Origin of the sequence: Pseudomonas kairouanensis, from assembly GCF_004682055.1 — a bacterium.
GTDB lineage: Bacteria > Pseudomonadota > Gammaproteobacteria > Pseudomonadales > Pseudomonadaceae > Aquipseudomonas > Aquipseudomonas kairouanensis.
In genome coordinates this window covers 1-16,301 of the sequence record NZ_QUZU01000078.1, presented here as the reverse complement: position 1 = coordinate 16,301, position 16,301 = coordinate 1, and the positions used below count along the sequence as shown (strand labels likewise).

Here is a 16,301-nt window from a genome sequence, read left to right as displayed (position 1 = left end):
TCAATCGAGTACACCAGTTGGAATGCAAGCAAAAATGTGGGAGCGGGCTTGCTCGCGAATACAGAGTGTCAGTCACCGAATACATCGGCTGAAACACCGCATTCGCGAGCAAGCCCGCTCCCACATTTTGATGTGTGTTGCCTTCAAAATAGCGGTCAGGCTACGACGGGCAGCGCCCCCATCTTGCCATTGCAATACACCAACGGCCCGGCATTCTGCGCCGGCACGATCAGGTTTTTCACCGAGCCCACCATGATCGCGTGGTCACCACCTTCATATTCACGCCACAACTCACACTCGATCACCGCTGTGGCATTGGCCAGGATCGGGTTGCCCAGTTCACTCAACGTCCACTCGATACCCTGGGCCTTGTCCTTACCCTTGCGCGCAAATGCATAGGCCTCGTTTTGCTGCCCACCGGACAACACATGAATGGCAAAGCGCTTGTTCTTGATCAACACCGGGTACGAGTCGGAGCTGTAGTTGGGGCAGAACAGCACCAGCGCCGGGTCCATGGACAATGAGCTGAACGCACTGGCCGTCAGCCCGACGATCTGCCCGTCGTCATCCAGGGTGGTGATTACGGTGACTCCGGACGGAAACGAACCCATCACTTGTTTGTAGATAGCGGCATCGATCATGGGATGGTCCTCGGGCGGTGTAGCGGGTTTTTATGAGTTTGTAGGTCTGATGGTATACCGTAATACAATCGATGCAAGGTCTTTTTCAAGCCCCCGACAGGCGTCAACCTTTGGTCTTATAACCAATAAATACGGGGCTTACAGCGAGAAAGGGCAGTGAGCCATGTGGCACACTTGCAGATCAGATGCATGTAAAGACTACGGATCAGTCTTGTGAAAATGTTGGAATACCATAATATGGTGTTCATCTGAGGGGCGGCCGTAGAGCTCCCCCGGTTTGGCGTCAAACAACTATAAGATCAGACCAACGCGAGTTCATTTCCATGCCCCAGATGTCCCGGCAAGACCCCCTGATCGAGCATCACACGGTCGATTACGTTCCCCTCGCAGAGCGCCATGGAAAGGCCCGCGACCTGTTCACCTTATGGTTCAGCACCAACATTGCGCCGCTGCCCATCGTCACCGGCGCCATGGTGGCCCAGGTGTTCCATCTCAACCTGGTGTGGGGGCTGGTGGCGATTGCCCTCGGGCACATGCTCGGCGGTATCGTGATTGCCCTCGCATCAGCCCAGGGCCCGCGCATGGGCATCCCGCAGATGGTGCAAAGCCGGGGTCAGTTCGGGCGCTATGGCGCGCTGCTGATCGTGTTCTTCGCGGCGCTGATCTACATCGGTTTTTTCATTTCCAATATCGTGCTGGCGGGCAAGTCCATCGTCGGTATCGTGCCTGAGGTTCCGGTCCCGGCGAGCATCCTGATCGGCGCCCTCAGCGCCACCGCCATTGGGGTGATCGGCTACCGCTTTATCCATACCTTGAACCGTATCGGCACCTGGGTGATGGGCAGCGCATTGCTCGCCGGCTTTATCTACATCTTCGCCCATGACCTGCCGGCCGACTTCCTCAGCCGAGGCGGCTTCAACCTCGCCGGCTGGCTGGCCACGGTGTCACTTGGGGTGATCTGGCAGATCAGTTTTTCGCCTTACACCAGTGACTACTCGCGCTACCTGCCGGCGGATATCGGCATCACCCGGCCATTTATCGCCACGTACTTGGGCGCCACCCTTGGCACCATCTCGTCGTTCGCCTTTGGCCTGGTGGCGGCCCTTGCCACACCCGAAGGCACCGAAGCGATGGTTGCGGTCAAGCAAGCCACTGGCTGGCTGGGGCCGATCCTGATGGTGCTGTTCCTGCTCAATATCATCAGCCACAACGCCCTGAACCTGTACGGCGCGGTGCTGTCGATCGTCACCTCGATCCAGACTTTTGCCAGCCACTGGACCCCAAGCATCAAGGTGCGGGTAGTGTTGTCGGGTGTGATCCTGGCCGGTTGCTGCCTGGTGGCGCTGGGGGCGTCGGCCGATTTCATCTCGCAATTTATCGGCCTGATTCTTGCGCTGCTGTTGGTGCTGGTGCCGTGGGCGTCCATCAACCTGATCGACTTCTACATCATCAAGCGTGGCCACTACGACATCGCCTCGATCTTCCAGGCCGATGGCGGCATCTACGGGCGTTTCAACCTGCATGCCATCGTCGCGTACTTCATTGGCATCCTGGTGCAACTGCCGTTTGCCAATACCTCGTTGTATGTGGGCCCGTGGGCCAACCTGGTGGAAGGCGCCGATCTGTCCTGGCTGGTGGGGTTGGTGGTGACGGTGCCGTTGTACTACTGCCTGGCGACGCGCCAGAAAACCCAGAAAATCCGAGCGGTGAAGCTGGGCTACACCGACTGATCATCACCTTTACCCTTGTGCCCGGCCTTTGCCGGGCATTTTTTTGTAGCCGGTTTTACTTCGCCGCGTGGGCAACGTCCCTATTTTTGTTCGGCCCTCCCGGCGTGCGTCCGCATGCTTATATTTCGACGCCATCTCCATTGCATCTCGGATGTAAGGCATGGAGCAGAGCTATATCAATCAGGAAACCATTGACTACAGCAGCTTGAAATCCCGCTTGATGGGGGGTGGCTTGAGTCGTCAGCGATCTGATCATTACGACGTGCTTAACCACCACCTGCGCCATGGGCTGGTGACGCCTGGGCAACTGGTGATTGTTCCGGATGCCTACAGCGTGGAATGTTCCTGGGAAGAAGCCTGGTTGATGCGCCGCGCCGAGCAGGTGCGCCGCGAACTGGAACAGAATTCAACTGCCGGGGTGGCGCTACTTAACGACTACGACCTGCTGCAAAGCCTGCTGACTTACGGCTCGCTGGGCGTTGGTAGTGCGACGTCAGCCTGGGCGCGGCATCTGGACGAAATCACGCAAACGCTGGAAGAGGTCGAGCGGTTGCATCAGCGGGTGAAAACGGGCGCGTTGGATCGCGAGGCGTTTATTCGCCAGCGCCAGTTGCTGTTTGACTCGCTTGACACACAACTGCGCGGCGCGGCCCGCTTCGGCACGGGGCTGCGGGGCAACCAGTCGTTGAAGAAGGTGCTGGGGATTTCCACCAGGAGCTATCTGCATAAAGGCGAGATTGCCGGGTATGCCGAGCGGATCGGGGCGATTGCGAATGTCTCGAAGTGGTTGGGCAAGGGGACTTACGTGGGGCTGGCGATGGACGTGGGGGCGGCGGGGTTGGAGATCAAGGAGGCGTGTGTGGCGGGGCGAGAGACGCAGTGTCGGAGTGCGAAGTATGTGGAGACGGGGCGGTTGGTGGGGAGTGTGGCGGGGGCGGCTGCGGGTGGACAACTGGGCGCAAAAGTAACCCGTGGTTTGTGTAAGATTTTTTTAGGTGTCGCGACCAGAAGCGGCAGTGCTCTTGGTTGCAGCATTATTGGCGGAGCTGCGGGCGGGTATGTAGGAGGTTCATTTTTGGGAGATGGAGGTGCTTTCTTTGGGGGGCGGCTGATAGTGGACGATGGTGTTTACTTATATCAACCAGAGGGCGCTTAACGATGTCGTTCTACCTCGCTTATTGGATCGTGTTGTTCGTCGGGGTGTTTGTTTTTTTGGGAGTGTCGCGATTTGTTGAATATAAGAAGCTCGATGAACTGGAAAGTTATTTCAGCGAAAACGAAACGGTTCGTCGGCATAAGCGTTTTTGGGGAAGGAACCAGCGTATCGACAGGTACCATCGCATGGGACTGATGATCGATTTCCTGTCCCACCCAAAACACTTCGTGAAGGCCGGCGTTGTGACTGCGGCCGAGCTGGAGTCAGTTCCTTTGGCGCTTAAGCGTTGGGCGCTATGGCCCTATCGACTTGGCTACTGTCTGATTGCCCTAGCCGTTATTGAGTATTTCTGGATCAGGTAACTCAATCACTCCTTATCCCCATAATTCATAATCGACAACAACCGAATCGGCACCTGCACCAACTGCTCCGGCCCATGGGGCACTTCACCTTCAAACGTCAGGCTGTCCCCAGCTTCCATTCGATACAGCTGGTTGCCATGCCGATAAATCAGCTCCCCCTCCAGCAAATACAGAAACTCCGTACCCGGATGAGAGAACGTGGGGAACTCCTCGCTCGCATCATCCATGCTCACCCTATACGCCTCGAAACTCTTCTTCGGCCCGCGCGTGTGGTTTAGCAGGTGATAGGTGTGGCCCTTCTCGGTGCCCCGGCGTACCACCTCCATGCCTTGGTCAGCCTTGACCAGCAGCGCACTGCCATCCTGCTGATCGTATTCACCGAACAGCTTGGAGAGCGGCAACCCCAGCACATCACACAGGCGGCTCAAGGTATCGAGGCTGGTGGAGACCTGGGCGTTTTCGATCTTGCTCAGCATGCCCTGGCTGATGTCGGCGATCTTGGCCACATCGGACAGCTTGAGGTCTTGGGCCTGGCGCTGGCGCTTGATCTGCAAGCCCAGGTATTGCTCAAGCTTGAGGCGTGGGGCGGTGTCAGTGGGCATGGGCATCGGATCCTGCACGGTTTCTGCTCGGTAATATTAGTTTCGCACTGGGAAAGTGCAAGCCATGGCTCTTGGCGGCCATCCCTGAGGGAGGGTATTCCCAAGGGGAAAAGAATATTCCCATATATCACCCACAATTGCGCTCCCCGGCGGCACTCATCGGCGAATCTGGCAAGGCTATTGCATTCCTGAAAGGAAACTAACTTTCTTTTTAAGAATAAAAAGACGGTTGAGCCCATCCAGCCTTTTTGCCAGGAGTGACCAGCAATGTTGCCAGCTGAGACCCAGCGCATCATCGACAAGTACGGGATCAGATACGTGCTTGCACAGTTTGTAGACATACACGGCGCGGCCAAGACCAAGTCGGTGCCCATCTGCGGGCTCAAGACGGTGGCCGAAGAGGGCGCGGGGTTTGCAGGCTTTGCCATCAGCGGCATGGGGATGGAGCCCCACGGGCCGGACTTCATGGCGCGGGGCGACTTGTCCACCCTGACCCCAGTGCCGTGGCAGCCGGGCTACGGGCGCGTGGTGTGCGTGGGCCATGTGGACGGCAAGCCCCATCCCTACGACAGCCGTTATGTGCTGCAACAGCAAGTGCAGCGCCTGCAAGACAAGGGCTGGACCCTCAACACCGGCCTGGAACCGGAATTCAACCTGATGCGCCGCGACGAACAGGGGCGCCTGCAACTGGTGGATGCCAGCGATAACCTCGACAAACCCTGCTACGACTACAAGGGCCTGTCCCGCTCGCGGGTGTTCCTGGAGCGCCTGACCGAAGCCCTGCAAGCGGTGGACTTCGAGGTCTACCAAATCGACCACGAAGACGCCAACGGCCAGTTCGAGATCAACTACACCTACAGCGACGCGCTTACCTCGGCCGACCGTTTTACCTTCTTTCGCATGGCCGCCGGCGAGATCGCCAATGACCTGGGCATGATCTGCTCATTCATGCCCAAGCCAGACCCGAAACGCGCCGGCAACGGCATGCACTTTCACCTGTCCATCAGCAGTGCCGAAAACAAAAACCTGTTCCATGACGCCAGCGACCCCAGCGGCATGGGCCTGTCCAAGCTGGCCTATCACTTCGCCGCCGGTTTGCTCGCCCATGGCCCGGCGTTGTGTGCGTTCGCGGCGCCCACGGTCAACTCCTACAAACGGCTTGTCGTTGGCAATTCGCTGTCCGGCGCCACCTGGGCCCCAGCCTTTATCGCTTTCGGCGCCAACAACCGCTCAGCCATGGTGCGCGTGCCCTACGGCCGCCTGGAATTCCGCCTGCCGGACGCCGGCTGCAACCCCTACCTGGTCAGTGCCGCGATCATCGCCGCCGGGCTCGACGGCATCGACCGCCAGTTGGAAATCGACCAGGTCTGCAACGAAAACCTCTACAGCCTGAGCCTTGAGCAGATCGCCGCGCGCGGTATCAAGACGTTGCCCCAATCCCTCAAGGAAGCCTGCGATGCGCTGGAAGCCGACCCGCTGTTCGCTGAGGTGCTGGGCCCGCAGATCGTGGGGGAGTTCATCAAGCTCAAGCGTATGGAATGGGTGGAATACAGCCGCCATGTGAGCGACTGGGAAATCCAGCGCTACACCGAATTTTTCTGACACCGTGTGACGGAGACTTGTTATGTGTGGAATCGTAGGCCTGTACCTGAAAAACCCGCAGCTGGAAGCCCAGCTCGGCCAACTGTTTGAACCCATGCTGCAAGCGATGACCGACCGTGGCCCGGACAGCGCGGGTTTTGCCATTTACGGTGATGAAGTGGCCGATGGCTGGGTCAAGTTGACCCTGCAAGCCACCACCGATGCGTTCGACTGGCAGGCCCTGATGGGCGAGTTGGAAGGGCGCCTGGGCTGTTCGCTGGACTGGTTTCAGAACGCCAGCGCCGCCGTGTTGAAGATTCGCGCCAACGAAGCGCCCGTGCGCCAGGCACTGGCGGAACTGGCCCCGAGCGTACGTATCATGAGCGCCGGGCAAAGCATCGAAATCCTCAAGGGCATGGGCCTGCCGCAAGAGATCTCCCAGCGCTTCGGCCTGGCGGGCATGAAAGGCAGCCACATCATCGGCCATACGCGCATGGCCACCGAAAGCGCGGTGACCATGGAAGGCAGCCACCCGTTTTCTACCGGCGCCGACCTGTGCCTGGTGCACAACGGCTCGCTGTCCAATCACTTCCGCCTGCGCCAGGAACTCAAGCGCGAAGGCATCCATTTTGAAACCGACAACGACACCGAAGTCGCTGCCGGCTACCTGACCTGGCGCCTGCAACAGGGCGATTCGCTCAAAGAAGCCCTGGACCACGCCCTGGAAGACCTCGACGGTTTCTTCACCTTCGCCATCGGCACCCGTAACGGCTTTGCGGTGATCCGTGACCCCATCGCCTGCAAACCGGCGATCCTCGCCGAAACCGACGACTACGTGGCCATGGCCTCCGAATACCAGGCGCTGTCGAGCCTGCCGGGCATCGAGAACGCCCGCATCTGGGAGCCGGCACCGGCCACGTTGTACATCTGGGAACGCCAGTCAGCTTAAGGAGCGCACACATGAAAACCATCGATCTTTCCACCGCCACCGTGCGTGACCTCAACCAGGCATTGCACGGCCAGGCCATCGACAGCGAATGGCGCGTCACCCATTCCAACGGCAAGCACAACCTGGCCGTGGGCGTGAACCAACCGGTGTCCATCGATATCGAGGGCCACGCGGGTTACTACTGCGCGGGCATGAACCAACAGGCGTCGATCACCGTGCACGGCAACGTGGGCGTGGGCTGCGCCGAGAACATGATGTCTGGCTCGGTGCGCGTCAAAGGCAGCGCCTCCCAGGCAGCCGGGGCCACGGCCCATGGCGGTTTGCTGGTGATTGAAGGCGACGCGGGCGCGCGTTGCGGTATCTCCATGAAGGGCATCGACATTGTGGTAGGTGGCAGCATCGGCCATATGAGCTGCTTCATGGGCCAGGCCGGGCGCTTGGTGGTGTGCGGTGATGCCGGCGATGCGCTGGGGGATTCGCTGTACGAAACCCACATCTACGTCAAAGGCACGGTGGAGTCACTGGGTTCGGACTGCATCGAAAAAGAGATGCGCAGCGAGCACCTGCAAGAGCTGCAAGCGCTGCTGGACCTGGCCGGTTTTGCCCATCAGGCGGCGGACTTCAAGCGCTATGGCTCAGCCCGCCAGCTCTACAACTTCAAAGTCGATAACGCCTCCGCGTACTGATCCAGGAGCTTCAACATGAGCGAACAAACCCCTCCGGTATTGCGCGAGTCGGCCACCTTCGACCGCCTGACCATCCAGGAAATCCAGCGTGCCGCCGAAACCGGTATCTACGACATTCGCGGCGGCGGCACCAAGCGCAAGTTGCCGCATTTCGATGACCTGCTGTTGCTGGGCGCCAGCGTGTCGCGCTACCCGCTGGAAGGCTATCGCGAAAAGTGCGGCACCGATGTGATCCTCGGCAACCGCTTCGCCAAGAAGCCGATTCACCTGAAGATCCCGGTGACCATCGCCGGCATGAGCTTCGGCGCGCTGTCGGCCAATGCCAAGGAAGCGCTGGGGCGTGGCGCAACCATCGCAGGCACCAGCACCACCACCGGTGACGGCGGCATGACCCCGGAAGAGCGCGGCCAGTCCCAGCATCTTGTGTATCAATACCTACCGTCACGCTACGGCATGAACCCCGATGACCTGCGCAAGGCCGACGCCATCGAGATCGTGCTTGGCCAGGGCGCCAAGCCCGGCGGTGGCGGCATGCTGCTGGGCATGAAGGTCACCGAGCGCGTGGCCGGCATGCGCACCTTGCCCATCGGCGTGGACCAGCGCAGCGCTTGCCGCCACCCGGACTGGACCGGCCCGGATGACCTGGCGATCAAAATTGCCGAACTGCGCGAAATCACCGATTGGGAAAAGCCCATCTACGTGAAAATCGGCGCCAGCCGCCCGTATTACGACGTGAAGCTGGCGGTGAAAGCCGGTGCCGATGTGATCGTGCTCGACGGCATGCAAGGCGGCACGGCGGCGACCCAGGAAGTGTTTATCGAACACGTGGGCATCCCGATCCTGTCGGCCATCCCGCAGGCGGTGCAGGCGCTGCAGGAGATGGGCATGCACCGCAAGGTGCAGTTGATCGTGTCGGGCGGCATTCGCAACGGCGCCGATGTGGCCAAGGCCATGGCGATGGGGGCGGATGCCGTCGCTATCGGCACCGCCGCGCTGATTGCCTTGGGCGACAACCACCCGCGGCTGGATGAGGAATTGAAAAAGATCGGCTCGGCCGCAGGTTTCTACGACGACTGGCAAAACGGCCGCGACCCGGCCGGCATCACTACCCAGGACCCAGAGCTGTCCAAGCGCCTGGACCCGGTGGAAGGCGGGCGCCGTCTGGCCAACTACCTGCGGGTGATGGTGCTGGAGGCCCAGACCATGGCCCGCGCGTGCGGCAAGTCGCACTTGCATAACCTTGATCCGGAGGATTTGGTGGCACTGACTGTCGAGTCCGCCGCCATGGCGCGAGTGCCCTTGGCGGGCACCAGCTGGATCCCCGGCTCCGGTTACTAACGTACCCCCCCTGTAGGAGCGAGCTTGCTCGCGAAAATCGTCAACGATAACGCGCTCATGCTGAATATACGCGTCGTCTGCGGGTTTTTCGCGAGCAAGCTCGCTCCTACATTTTTCTAATGCAGGAGCTTTGAACATGATCAATCGTCTTCTTGCTGTAGTGGCGGCCAGTGCATTCGTGCCATTGGCCCAGGCCGCCGATACCCCCACCCTGAACACCGGCAGTACCGCCTGGATGGTCATGGCCGCCGTGCTGGTGCTGTTCATGTGCCTGCCGGGCCTTGCGCTGTTCTACGGCGGTTTGGTCCGCGCAAAAAACATGTTGTCGTTGTTCACCCAGTGCTTTGGGATTGCCGGTCTGGTGGGCGTGCTCTGGGTCATCTATGGCTACAGCATGGTGGTCGACAGCACCGGCATGGTGGAAGGGCAGGTGACCTTCAACAGCTTTGTCGGTGGCCTGAGCCGTGCATTCCTGGCGGGCATGACCCCCGACAGCCTGGTGGGGGAGATTCCGGAAGGCGTATTCGTGACCTTCCAGATGACCTTCGCCATCATCACCCCGGCCCTGATCGCCGGGGCCTTTGCCGAACGCATGAAGTTCTCGGCGGCGCTGTGGTTCATGGCGATCTGGTTCACCCTGGTGTACGCGCCGGTGGCCCATATGGTCTGGGGCGGTTCCGGTGCCCTGATGCACAACTGGGGCGTGCTGGATTTTGCCGGTGGCACAGCCGTGCATATCAACGCCGGCGTGGCAGCGCTGGCGGCGTGCCTGATCCTGGGCAAGCGCAAGGGCTACCAGAACACGCCGATGCCGGCACATAACCTGAGCCTGACCATGGTCGGCGCGGCGATGCTTTGGGTGGGTTGGTTTGGCTTCAATATCGGCTCCGGTGGCGGCCTTAGCGGCACCTCGGGGATCGTGATGCTTAACACCCAACTCGGCGCCTGCGCGGGTATTTTGGGCTGGATGTTCACCGAGTGGTTCAAGGTCGGCAAGCCAAGTGCATTGGGCTTGGCCAGCGGTGCCTTGGCAGGTTTGGTGGGAATTACCCCGGCATGCGCCTATGTGGGCGTTGGCGGTGCCTTGGCCATCGGTTTGCTGTGCGGCGTGTTCTGCTACCTGAGCGTGACGGTGTTGAAGCGTCGTCTGGGCTATGACGACAGCCTCGACGTGTTTGGCCTGCACGGCATCGGCGGCATGATCGGCGCAGTGCTGACGGGCGTATTTTGCGTGCCGTCCATGGGTGGGCTGGTGGAAGGCGTGACCATGGGTGGCCAGGTATTGGCGCAGATCAAGGGCGTGCTGTTGACCACGGTGTATTGCTTTGTGGTGAGTTGGATCATCCTCAAGGTGATCAACGCGTTGATTGGTTTGCGTGCCCATGAGTCAGTCGAAGAAATGGGCTTGGATATGGCCGAGCATAACGAGCGGGCCTATAACCACTGAGCATCTCCCTGAATGAATGCAGGCTTTTAAATGTGGGAGGGGCGGTGCGACGATTCGACTTGCTCCCGATAGCGGTGGATCAGTCAGCTTATTTATAGCTGACCCACTGCAATCGGGAGCAAGCCCCCTCCCACATTTGTTCTCTGCATGGCTTGAGGTCAGTGGGCCCCAGCCGCCTTGTTCAAATCGCTTTCAGCCCACTCGGTATACACACACGCATCCGCCGTCGCCCAGCGCACCCGCACCGGGTCACCGGCCTTGAGTGGCATGCCAGCCGCGGATAGAGCCTTGACCGTCATCGACGTACCGCCCAGGGTCTTCACGGTGCAGGTCTGGCTCTCGCCCAGGAACAACACCTCGCTGACAATCGCCGACACTTCATTCCAACCCGCTGCCAACGGTTGCTCAGTGGCTTGTTCGACGCTCAGTGCCAGTGCTTTTTCCGGTCGCACCATCAACAGCACATCCTGCTCGGCCCGCAACCCGGTGGTCAGCCGGATCGACAACGGCTGGCCTTCAAACGACGCCGCTGCATTGCCCTGCGCCTTGAGCTTGAGAAAGTTTGAGTTACCCAGAAACGACGCCACAAACGCATTCGGCGGGTTCTGGTACAGGTCATAACCACTGCCCAGGCCCACAATCTTGCCGTGGCTGAAAATCGCGATGCGCTGGGACAGGCGCATGGCTTCTTCCTGGTCGTGGGTCACGTAGACGATGGTGATGCCCAGGCGCCGATGCAGTTGGCGCAGTTCGTCTTGCAGGTCTTCGCGCAGTTTCTTGTCGAGGGCGCCGAGGGGTTCGTCCATCAGCAAAATGCGCGGTTCGTACACCAGCGCCCGGGCGATGGCCACCCGTTGCTGCTGGCCGCCGGAGAGTTGGGAAGGGCGGCGATGGGCAAACTGTTCCAGCTGCACCAGCTTGAGCATGGCGTCGACACGCTTTTCGCGTTCGGCGCTGGCCAGTTTGCGAATGGCCAGGGGGAAGGCGATGTTGTCGCGTACCGACAGGTGCGGGAACAGCGAATAGCGTTGGAACACCATGCCGATATCGCGCTTGTGGGGCGGCACGTTGACCAGGGACTGGCCGCTCACCAGGATCTCGCCACTGCTGGGCGTTTCAAAGCCGGCGAGCATCGACAGGGTGGTGCTTTTGCCCGAGCCGCTGGAGCCCAGGAAGGTGAGGAATTCACCGTCCTGAATGTCCAGCGAGATATTGTCCACGGCGGCAAATTCGCCGTAATGCTTGTTCAGGTTGCGCAGGCTGACCAAGGGTTGGCCAGGATTCTGTGCGGGGTCTTTGATCACGGCACTCATGAATGGATCCTCGGCTTAGGGGCGGATTTCGGAGCGTCGACGAGCGACGGCGGCAATCACCATGACCAATACCGACAGGCCGATCAGCAACGTCGAGGCGACGGCGATCACAGGCGTGAGGTCTTGGCGCAGGGTGGTCCACATTTTCACGGGAAGGGTTTGCAGGGTGGGGCTGGCCATCATCACGCTGAGCACCACTTCGTCCCACGAGACCAGAAAGGCGAACAGTGCACCGGCCACCATCCCGGGGCGAATCGCCGGGAACGTCACCTTGAACACCGCCTGCACGCGCGACGCACCGCAGATCACCGCCGCATCCTCAATCGACTGATCGAACAGCTTCAGCGAGTTGATGATGGAGATGATGGTGAACGGCAGCGCCACGATCACATGGCTCACCACAAAGGCGAACATCGTGCCGGTATAGCCCAGCTTCAGAAACAGCGCGTACACCGCCACGGCAATGATCACCAGCGGCACGATCATCGGCAGGGTGAACAGGCCATAAAGCAACTCGCGGCCGGGGAAGCGCCCGCGCACCAGGGCGAAAGCGGTCGGCAAGCCCAGGGCCACGGCAAACACGGTGGTCAGCACCGCCACCTTGAGGCTGGCCACGGCGGCGTTCATCCAGTCGGGGTTGGAGAAGAACTGGCCGTACCATTTCAGCGTCCAGCCCGGTGGCGGGAACACCAGCCACTGGGACGAACCGAACGACAGCAGCACGATAAACACGATGGGCAACAGCAAAAACAGCCCAATCAAACCGGTGGTGGTGTAGAGGCCCAAGCGCATCCTGCGGCTCATGGCGTTGGGGGTCAGGAGCATGACGGCTTACCTCGCGTTGCTGGCGCCAACCGGGGATTCCGGCTGAAGCTTCAGGTAGAAGTAGAACAGCACCAGCGTGATGAAGATCAGCAACGCGGCACCGGCACTGGCCAGGCCCCAATTGAGGAACGATTGCACCTGCTGGATGATGAACTCGGGCAGCATCATGTTCTGCGCCCCGCCCAGTAGCGCCGGGGTGACGTAGTACCCAAGGGACATCACAAACACCATCAACCCACCGGAAAACAACCCCGGCCGACACAGTGGCAAGAACACCCGGAAGAAGTTGGTCCAGGGGCTCGCGCCGCAGATCGAGCCGGCCTGCAGGATCATCGGGTCGATGGCCTGCATGGTCGCCTGCAGCGGCAGCACGATGAACGGGATCATGATGTAGCTCATGCCGATCACCACGCCGGTGAGGTTGTGCACCATCTCCAGCGGCTGGTCGATGATGCCCAGGGCCATCAGCGCCTTGTTGATCACCCCCGAGGCTTGCAGCAGCACCAGCCAGGAATAGGTACGGGCCAGCAGGCTGGTCCACATCGACAACAGCACGATACTCAGCATCCAGCGGCCCCAGCCGCGCGGCACCAGGGTAATCGCCCAGGCCAGCGGAAAGCCCAGCAACAGGCTGAACAGGGTCACCAAACCCGCGACGGAAAAGGTATTGAGCAACACCCGCGCATACGCCGAGTTGGCAAACAGCTGCTCGTAGTTGCCCAGCCCCGGCACCGGTTCCAGCACGCCGCGCAGCAGCAGGCCGATCAGCGGCGCCAAAAAGAACAGGCCCAGAAACAGCAGGGCAGGGATCAGGTTGCTCGACCCTTTCCAGCGTTGCATCAGCGCTTTGCCGGGTACCGCGCCGGAGGCGCCCAGGGCGCTCCCGGTCGGGGTGGTTGCCGTCATTTTCATTTGACTAGCCATTCGTTCCACCGTGTCGCAATGGCCGGACCGTTCTTGGCCCAGTAGGCGAAATCAAGGGTGATCTGGTCCTTGGCATAGGCCGTTGGCAGGTTCGGCGCGAGGACGGAATCCAGGCGCTGCACGCTGTCGATATTCACCGGTGCATAAGCGGTCAGGTTGGAGAAATCGGCCTGGCCCTTGGCGCTGCTGGCGTTGGCCAGGAACTTCATCGCGGCGGCTTTGTTCTTGCTGCCTTTGGGCACCACGAGGATGTCGGCCATCACCAAGTTCTGCTTCCAGCTCACGCCCACCGGTGCGCCGTCTTCTTGCAGCGCGTGGATACGCCCGTTCCAGAACTGGCCCATGCTGACCTCGCCGGAGGCGAGCAGCTGTTGCGACTGTGCACCGCCGCCCCACCAGACGATGTCTTTCTTGATGGTGTCGAGCTTCTTGAAGGCGCGGTCCAGGTCCAGGGGGTAGAGCTTGTCGGCGGCAACGCCATCGGCCAGCAGGGCCAGTTCGAGCACGCCAGGGCTTGGCCATTTGTAGAGGGCGCGTTTGCCGGGGTAGGTCTTGGTGTCGAACAGCGCGCTCCAGTCTTGCGGCTTGCCGGCGCCGAGTTTGCCTTCGTTGTAGCCGAGCACGAAGGAGAAGAAGAACGAGCCCACACCATGGTCGGAGACGAACCGCGGGTCGATCTTGTCGCGCTGGATCACCGAGAAATCGAGGGGTTCGAGCAGGCCTTCGGCGGCGGCGCGCAGGGCGAAGTCCGCTTCTACGTCCACCACGTCCCACTGCACATTGCCACTCTCGACCATGGCCTTGAGTTTGCCGTAGTCGGTGGGGCCGTCTTGCACCACTGTGATGCCGCTGGCTTTGCTGAACGGGTCAGCCCAGGCCTGCTTTTGCGCATCCTGGGTGCTACCGCCCCAACTGACGAAATTGACGCTTTCCGCTGCCACCGCCGCGTGGCTGGCCGTTGCCAATAAACCCGCGAAAAGTACTGCGGCTGCACGTTTGTTCAACACCATGTTCACGCCCTCATTTGTTTTGTTATTGAGCGGGCTTGGTAGTGCCCGCCTATCGGGAGCAGTAGGTAAAACGGGGCCTTTCATCAGGGCCCAAAGGCGACCGTGCCAAGGGCTGTTATTGGTGCTTTCCCTGGCGGGCGCACTTGGCAGAAGCGTTCGGTCTATGGAATATCATATTATGGTATTCCAAGCTTTGTGCAAGCACTTTGCCTTACCGGCGATCCGTCATTCGGTGAAGGGGATGCTCTCGACCACTTCCAGGTCGTAGCCGGTCAGCCCCGCGTATTTGAGGGGCGGGCCGAGGTGACGCAGCTTACCGACGCCCAGGTCCTGCAATATCTGCGCCCCGGTGCCCACTTCGGAATAGATACGTGACTGCGAACGGCTGAATTGGCGCGGTGCCTGGGTCAGTTGGGGCACGCGCTCCAACAGCGCCTGGGAGGATTCGTGGTTGGCCAGCACCACCACCACGCCAGTGCCTTCTGCTGCCACACGCTGCAGCGCCGCCCACAACGTCCAGTTCGACGGGCCGCTGTATTCGGCGCCCACCAGGTCGCGCAGTGGGTCGATCACATGCACGCGTACCAGTGCCGGTTCATCGCGGCGCAACTGGCCCATCACCATGGCCATGTGCACGCCGCCGTCGATGCGGTCTTCAAAGGTGATCAGGCGAAAGGTGCCGTGCACCGTGGGCAAGTCGCGCTCGCCGATACGCACCACGGTGCGTTCGGTGCTGAGACGGTAGTGGATGAGGTCGGCGATGGTGCCGATCTTGATCCCGTGCTTGCGCGCGAACACTTCCAGATCGGAGCGGCGCGCCATGGTGCCGTCGTCGTTCATCACTTCAACGATCACCGAGGCGGGTGTGTACCCGGCCAGGCGCGCCAGGTCGCAACCGGCTTCGGTGTGACCGGCGCGGGTGAGTACGCCGCCGTCCTTGGCACGCAAGGGGAAGATATGGCCGGGCTGCACGATATCGGCGGGGCCAGCGCTGGGTTCGACGGCTGCCGCGACCGTGCGGGCACGGTCAGCAGCGGAGATACCGGTGGTCACGCCGGTAGCAGCCTCAATGGACACGGTGAACGCGGTGCTGAACACACTGCCATTGCTGGGCACCATCTGCTCCAGGCCCAGGCGCTGGCAATGTTCATCGGTGAGGGTCAGGCAGATCAGGCCGCGGGCTTCGCGGGCCATAAAACTGATAGCCTCGGCGGTGCAGCAGGCAGCGGGCAGCAACAGGTCGCCTTCGTTTTCACGGTCTTCGTCGTCCACCAGCAGCACCATCTTGCCCTGGCGGTAGTCTTCGATGATTTCTGCGATGCTGTTGAAGCTCATAGTAGGGTGCTCGACTTTTTGGTTGTATGTATTATGGTATACCACAAAATTTAAAGAAGAGGATGTCCCGATGAAGGCTTACTGGATTGCCCATGTGGATGTGGCGGATGCCGAGCAATACACCCAGTACACCAGCCGTGCGCCGGCGGCGTTTGCCAAATATGGCGCACGGTTTCTGGCCAGGGGCGGGCGCAGCATTGGACTGGAAGGCGGGCCGGCGCGGCCGCGTAATGTGGTGATCGAGTTTGATAGCTATGAGCAGGCGGTGGCCTGTTATGAGTCGCCGGAGTATCAGGAGGCGAAGGCCCATCGCGAGGGCGTGGCCCAGGCGCAGATCATCATTGTGGAAGGGTTGGCGCCGTAGATTTATTGGATGTAAATCGATTCAAATGTGGGAGCGGG

Annotated in this window: 16 protein-coding genes; 9 read left to right on the top strand and 7 right to left on the bottom strand. The window is 60.7% G+C overall.

Translation table 11 applies throughout. The features are described from left to right. Nucleotides 1-155 precede the first annotated feature (155 nt). Entirely contained in the window at nucleotides 156-641 is a 486-nt protein-coding gene (locus DYL59_RS30530) for a flavin reductase family protein (protein ID WP_135292509.1), read from the bottom strand. A gap of 323 nt (nucleotides 642-964) precedes the next feature. Between DYL59_RS30530 and DYL59_RS30525 the strand changes: the two genes are divergently transcribed. From DYL59_RS30525 to DYL59_RS30515, 3 genes are all read left to right on the top strand, one after another. Continuing rightward, a complete protein-coding gene (locus DYL59_RS30525; protein ID WP_135292508.1) occupies nucleotides 965-2,371 on the top strand; it encodes a purine-cytosine permease family protein in 1,407 nt (468 codons plus the stop codon). Between the two features lie 160 nt (nucleotides 2,372-2,531). After that, nucleotides 2,532-3,527, top strand: coding sequence for a hypothetical protein (locus DYL59_RS30520; protein ID WP_135292507.1), 996 nt, complete (start codon nucleotides 2,532-2,534; stop codon nucleotides 3,525-3,527). A gap of 2 nt (nucleotides 3,528-3,529) precedes the next feature. Beyond that, nucleotides 3,530-3,889 (top strand): hypothetical protein, encoded by a 360-nt coding sequence (locus DYL59_RS30515; RefSeq protein WP_135292506.1) that lies wholly within the window; start codon nucleotides 3,530-3,532, stop codon nucleotides 3,887-3,889. 5 nt (nucleotides 3,890-3,894) lie between these two features. Here the strand turns inward: DYL59_RS30515 and DYL59_RS30510 are convergent, their stop codons facing one another. Then, entirely contained in the window at nucleotides 3,895-4,491 is a 597-nt protein-coding gene (locus DYL59_RS30510; protein ID WP_167496743.1) for a helix-turn-helix domain-containing protein, read from the bottom strand. A gap of 267 nt (nucleotides 4,492-4,758) precedes the next feature. Between DYL59_RS30510 and glnT the strand changes: the two genes are divergently transcribed. The 5 genes from glnT (at nucleotide 4,759) to DYL59_RS30485 (ending at nucleotide 10,492) form a co-directional block, all read left to right on the top strand. Further along, the gene (gene glnT, locus DYL59_RS30505; RefSeq protein ID WP_135292504.1) at nucleotides 4,759-6,093 is read left to right on the top strand and encodes a type III glutamate--ammonia ligase; all 1,335 of its coding nucleotides are present in this window, start codon (nucleotides 4,759-4,761) and stop codon (nucleotides 6,091-6,093) included. A gap of 22 nt (nucleotides 6,094-6,115) precedes the next feature. Further along, nucleotides 6,116-7,021, top strand: a complete 906-nt coding sequence (locus tag DYL59_RS30500; protein WP_135292503.1) for a class II glutamine amidotransferase — start codon at nucleotides 6,116-6,118, stop codon at nucleotides 7,019-7,021. A gap of 11 nt (nucleotides 7,022-7,032) precedes the next feature. Then, complete coding sequence (locus DYL59_RS30495) at nucleotides 7,033-7,707, top strand: GltB/FmdC/FwdC-like GXGXG domain-containing protein (protein WP_135292502.1); 675 nt, start codon at nucleotides 7,033-7,035, stop codon at nucleotides 7,705-7,707. A 15-nt stretch (nucleotides 7,708-7,722) separates the two neighbouring features. Beyond that, nucleotides 7,723-9,045, top strand: coding sequence for an FMN-binding glutamate synthase family protein (locus tag DYL59_RS30490; protein ID WP_105699138.1), 1,323 nt, complete (start codon nucleotides 7,723-7,725; stop codon nucleotides 9,043-9,045). A gap of 136 nt (nucleotides 9,046-9,181) precedes the next feature. Next, entirely contained in the window at nucleotides 9,182-10,492 is a 1,311-nt protein-coding gene (locus tag DYL59_RS30485) for an ammonium transporter (RefSeq protein ID WP_135292501.1), read from the top strand. Nucleotides 10,493-10,650: 158 nt separating this feature from the next. Here DYL59_RS30485 and DYL59_RS30480 read toward each other — a convergent pair whose 3' ends face one another. From DYL59_RS30480 to ribBA, 5 genes are all read right to left on the bottom strand, one after another. Further along, nucleotides 10,651-11,805, bottom strand: a complete 1,155-nt coding sequence (locus DYL59_RS30480) for an ABC transporter ATP-binding protein (RefSeq protein WP_135292500.1) — start codon at nucleotides 11,803-11,805, stop codon at nucleotides 10,651-10,653. Between the two features lie 15 nt (nucleotides 11,806-11,820). Then, nucleotides 11,821-12,630, bottom strand: a complete 810-nt coding sequence (locus DYL59_RS30475) for an ABC transporter permease (RefSeq protein ID WP_135292499.1) — start codon at nucleotides 12,628-12,630, stop codon at nucleotides 11,821-11,823. Nucleotides 12,631-12,636: 6 nt separating this feature from the next. Next, complete coding sequence (locus tag DYL59_RS30470) at nucleotides 12,637-13,542, bottom strand: ABC transporter permease (RefSeq protein WP_135292498.1); 906 nt, start codon at nucleotides 13,540-13,542, stop codon at nucleotides 12,637-12,639. Further along, on the bottom strand, nucleotides 13,539-14,564 hold the full coding sequence (locus DYL59_RS30465) for an ABC transporter substrate-binding protein (protein ID WP_135292497.1): 1,026 nt from the start codon (nucleotides 14,562-14,564) through the stop codon (nucleotides 13,539-13,541). Before DYL59_RS30465 ends, DYL59_RS30470 begins: the two co-directional genes overlap by 4 nt. 225 nt (nucleotides 14,565-14,789) lie before the next feature. Continuing rightward, on the bottom strand, nucleotides 14,790-15,899 hold the full coding sequence (ribBA, locus tag DYL59_RS30460) for a bifunctional 3,4-dihydroxy-2-butanone-4-phosphate synthase/GTP cyclohydrolase II (protein WP_135292496.1): 1,110 nt from the start codon (nucleotides 15,897-15,899) through the stop codon (nucleotides 14,790-14,792). 70 nt (nucleotides 15,900-15,969) lie between these two features. On the opposite strand from ribBA, the gene DYL59_RS30455 reads away from it, so the two are divergent. After that, nucleotides 15,970-16,263 carry a DUF1330 domain-containing protein gene (locus DYL59_RS30455; RefSeq protein ID WP_135292495.1) on the top strand — a complete coding sequence of 98 codons (294 nt, stop codon included), beginning with the start codon at nucleotides 15,970-15,972 and terminating at the stop codon, nucleotides 16,261-16,263. The last annotated feature ends 38 nt before the right edge of the window (nucleotides 16,264-16,301 follow it).

Coding starts and splice junctions, on each gene's coding strand:
- DYL59_RS30465 (WP_135292497.1), bottom strand. CDS start 14,564: ATGGTGTTGAACAAACGTGCAGCCGCAGTACTTTTCGCGGGTTTATTG.
- DYL59_RS30455 (WP_135292495.1), top strand. CDS start 15,970: ATGAAGGCTTACTGGATTGCCCATGTGGATGTGGCGGATGCCGAGCAA.
- DYL59_RS30525 (WP_135292508.1), top strand. CDS start 965: ATGCCCCAGATGTCCCGGCAAGACCCCCTGATCGAGCATCACACGGTC.
- ribBA (WP_135292496.1), bottom strand. CDS start 15,899: ATGAGCTTCAACAGCATCGCAGAAATCATCGAAGACTACCGCCAGGGC.
- DYL59_RS30520 (WP_135292507.1), top strand. CDS start 2,532: ATGGAGCAGAGCTATATCAATCAGGAAACCATTGACTACAGCAGCTTG.
- DYL59_RS30490 (WP_105699138.1), top strand. CDS start 7,723: ATGAGCGAACAAACCCCTCCGGTATTGCGCGAGTCGGCCACCTTCGAC.
- DYL59_RS30515 (WP_135292506.1), top strand. CDS start 3,530: ATGTCGTTCTACCTCGCTTATTGGATCGTGTTGTTCGTCGGGGTGTTT.
- glnT (WP_135292504.1), top strand. CDS start 4,759: ATGTTGCCAGCTGAGACCCAGCGCATCATCGACAAGTACGGGATCAGA.
- DYL59_RS30530 (WP_135292509.1), bottom strand. CDS start 641: ATGATCGATGCCGCTATCTACAAACAAGTGATGGGTTCGTTTCCGTCC.
- DYL59_RS30510 (WP_167496743.1), bottom strand. CDS start 4,491: ATGCCCACTGACACCGCCCCACGCCTCAAGCTTGAGCAATACCTGGGC.
- DYL59_RS30495 (WP_135292502.1), top strand. CDS start 7,033: ATGAAAACCATCGATCTTTCCACCGCCACCGTGCGTGACCTCAACCAG.
- DYL59_RS30485 (WP_135292501.1), top strand. CDS start 9,182: ATGATCAATCGTCTTCTTGCTGTAGTGGCGGCCAGTGCATTCGTGCCA.
- DYL59_RS30480 (WP_135292500.1), bottom strand. CDS start 11,805: ATGAGTGCCGTGATCAAAGACCCCGCACAGAATCCTGGCCAACCCTTG.
- DYL59_RS30500 (WP_135292503.1), top strand. CDS start 6,116: ATGTGTGGAATCGTAGGCCTGTACCTGAAAAACCCGCAGCTGGAAGCC.
- DYL59_RS30470 (WP_135292498.1), bottom strand. CDS start 13,542: ATGAAAATGACGGCAACCACCCCGACCGGGAGCGCCCTGGGCGCCTCC.
- DYL59_RS30475 (WP_135292499.1), bottom strand. CDS start 12,630: ATGCTCCTGACCCCCAACGCCATGAGCCGCAGGATGCGCTTGGGCCTC.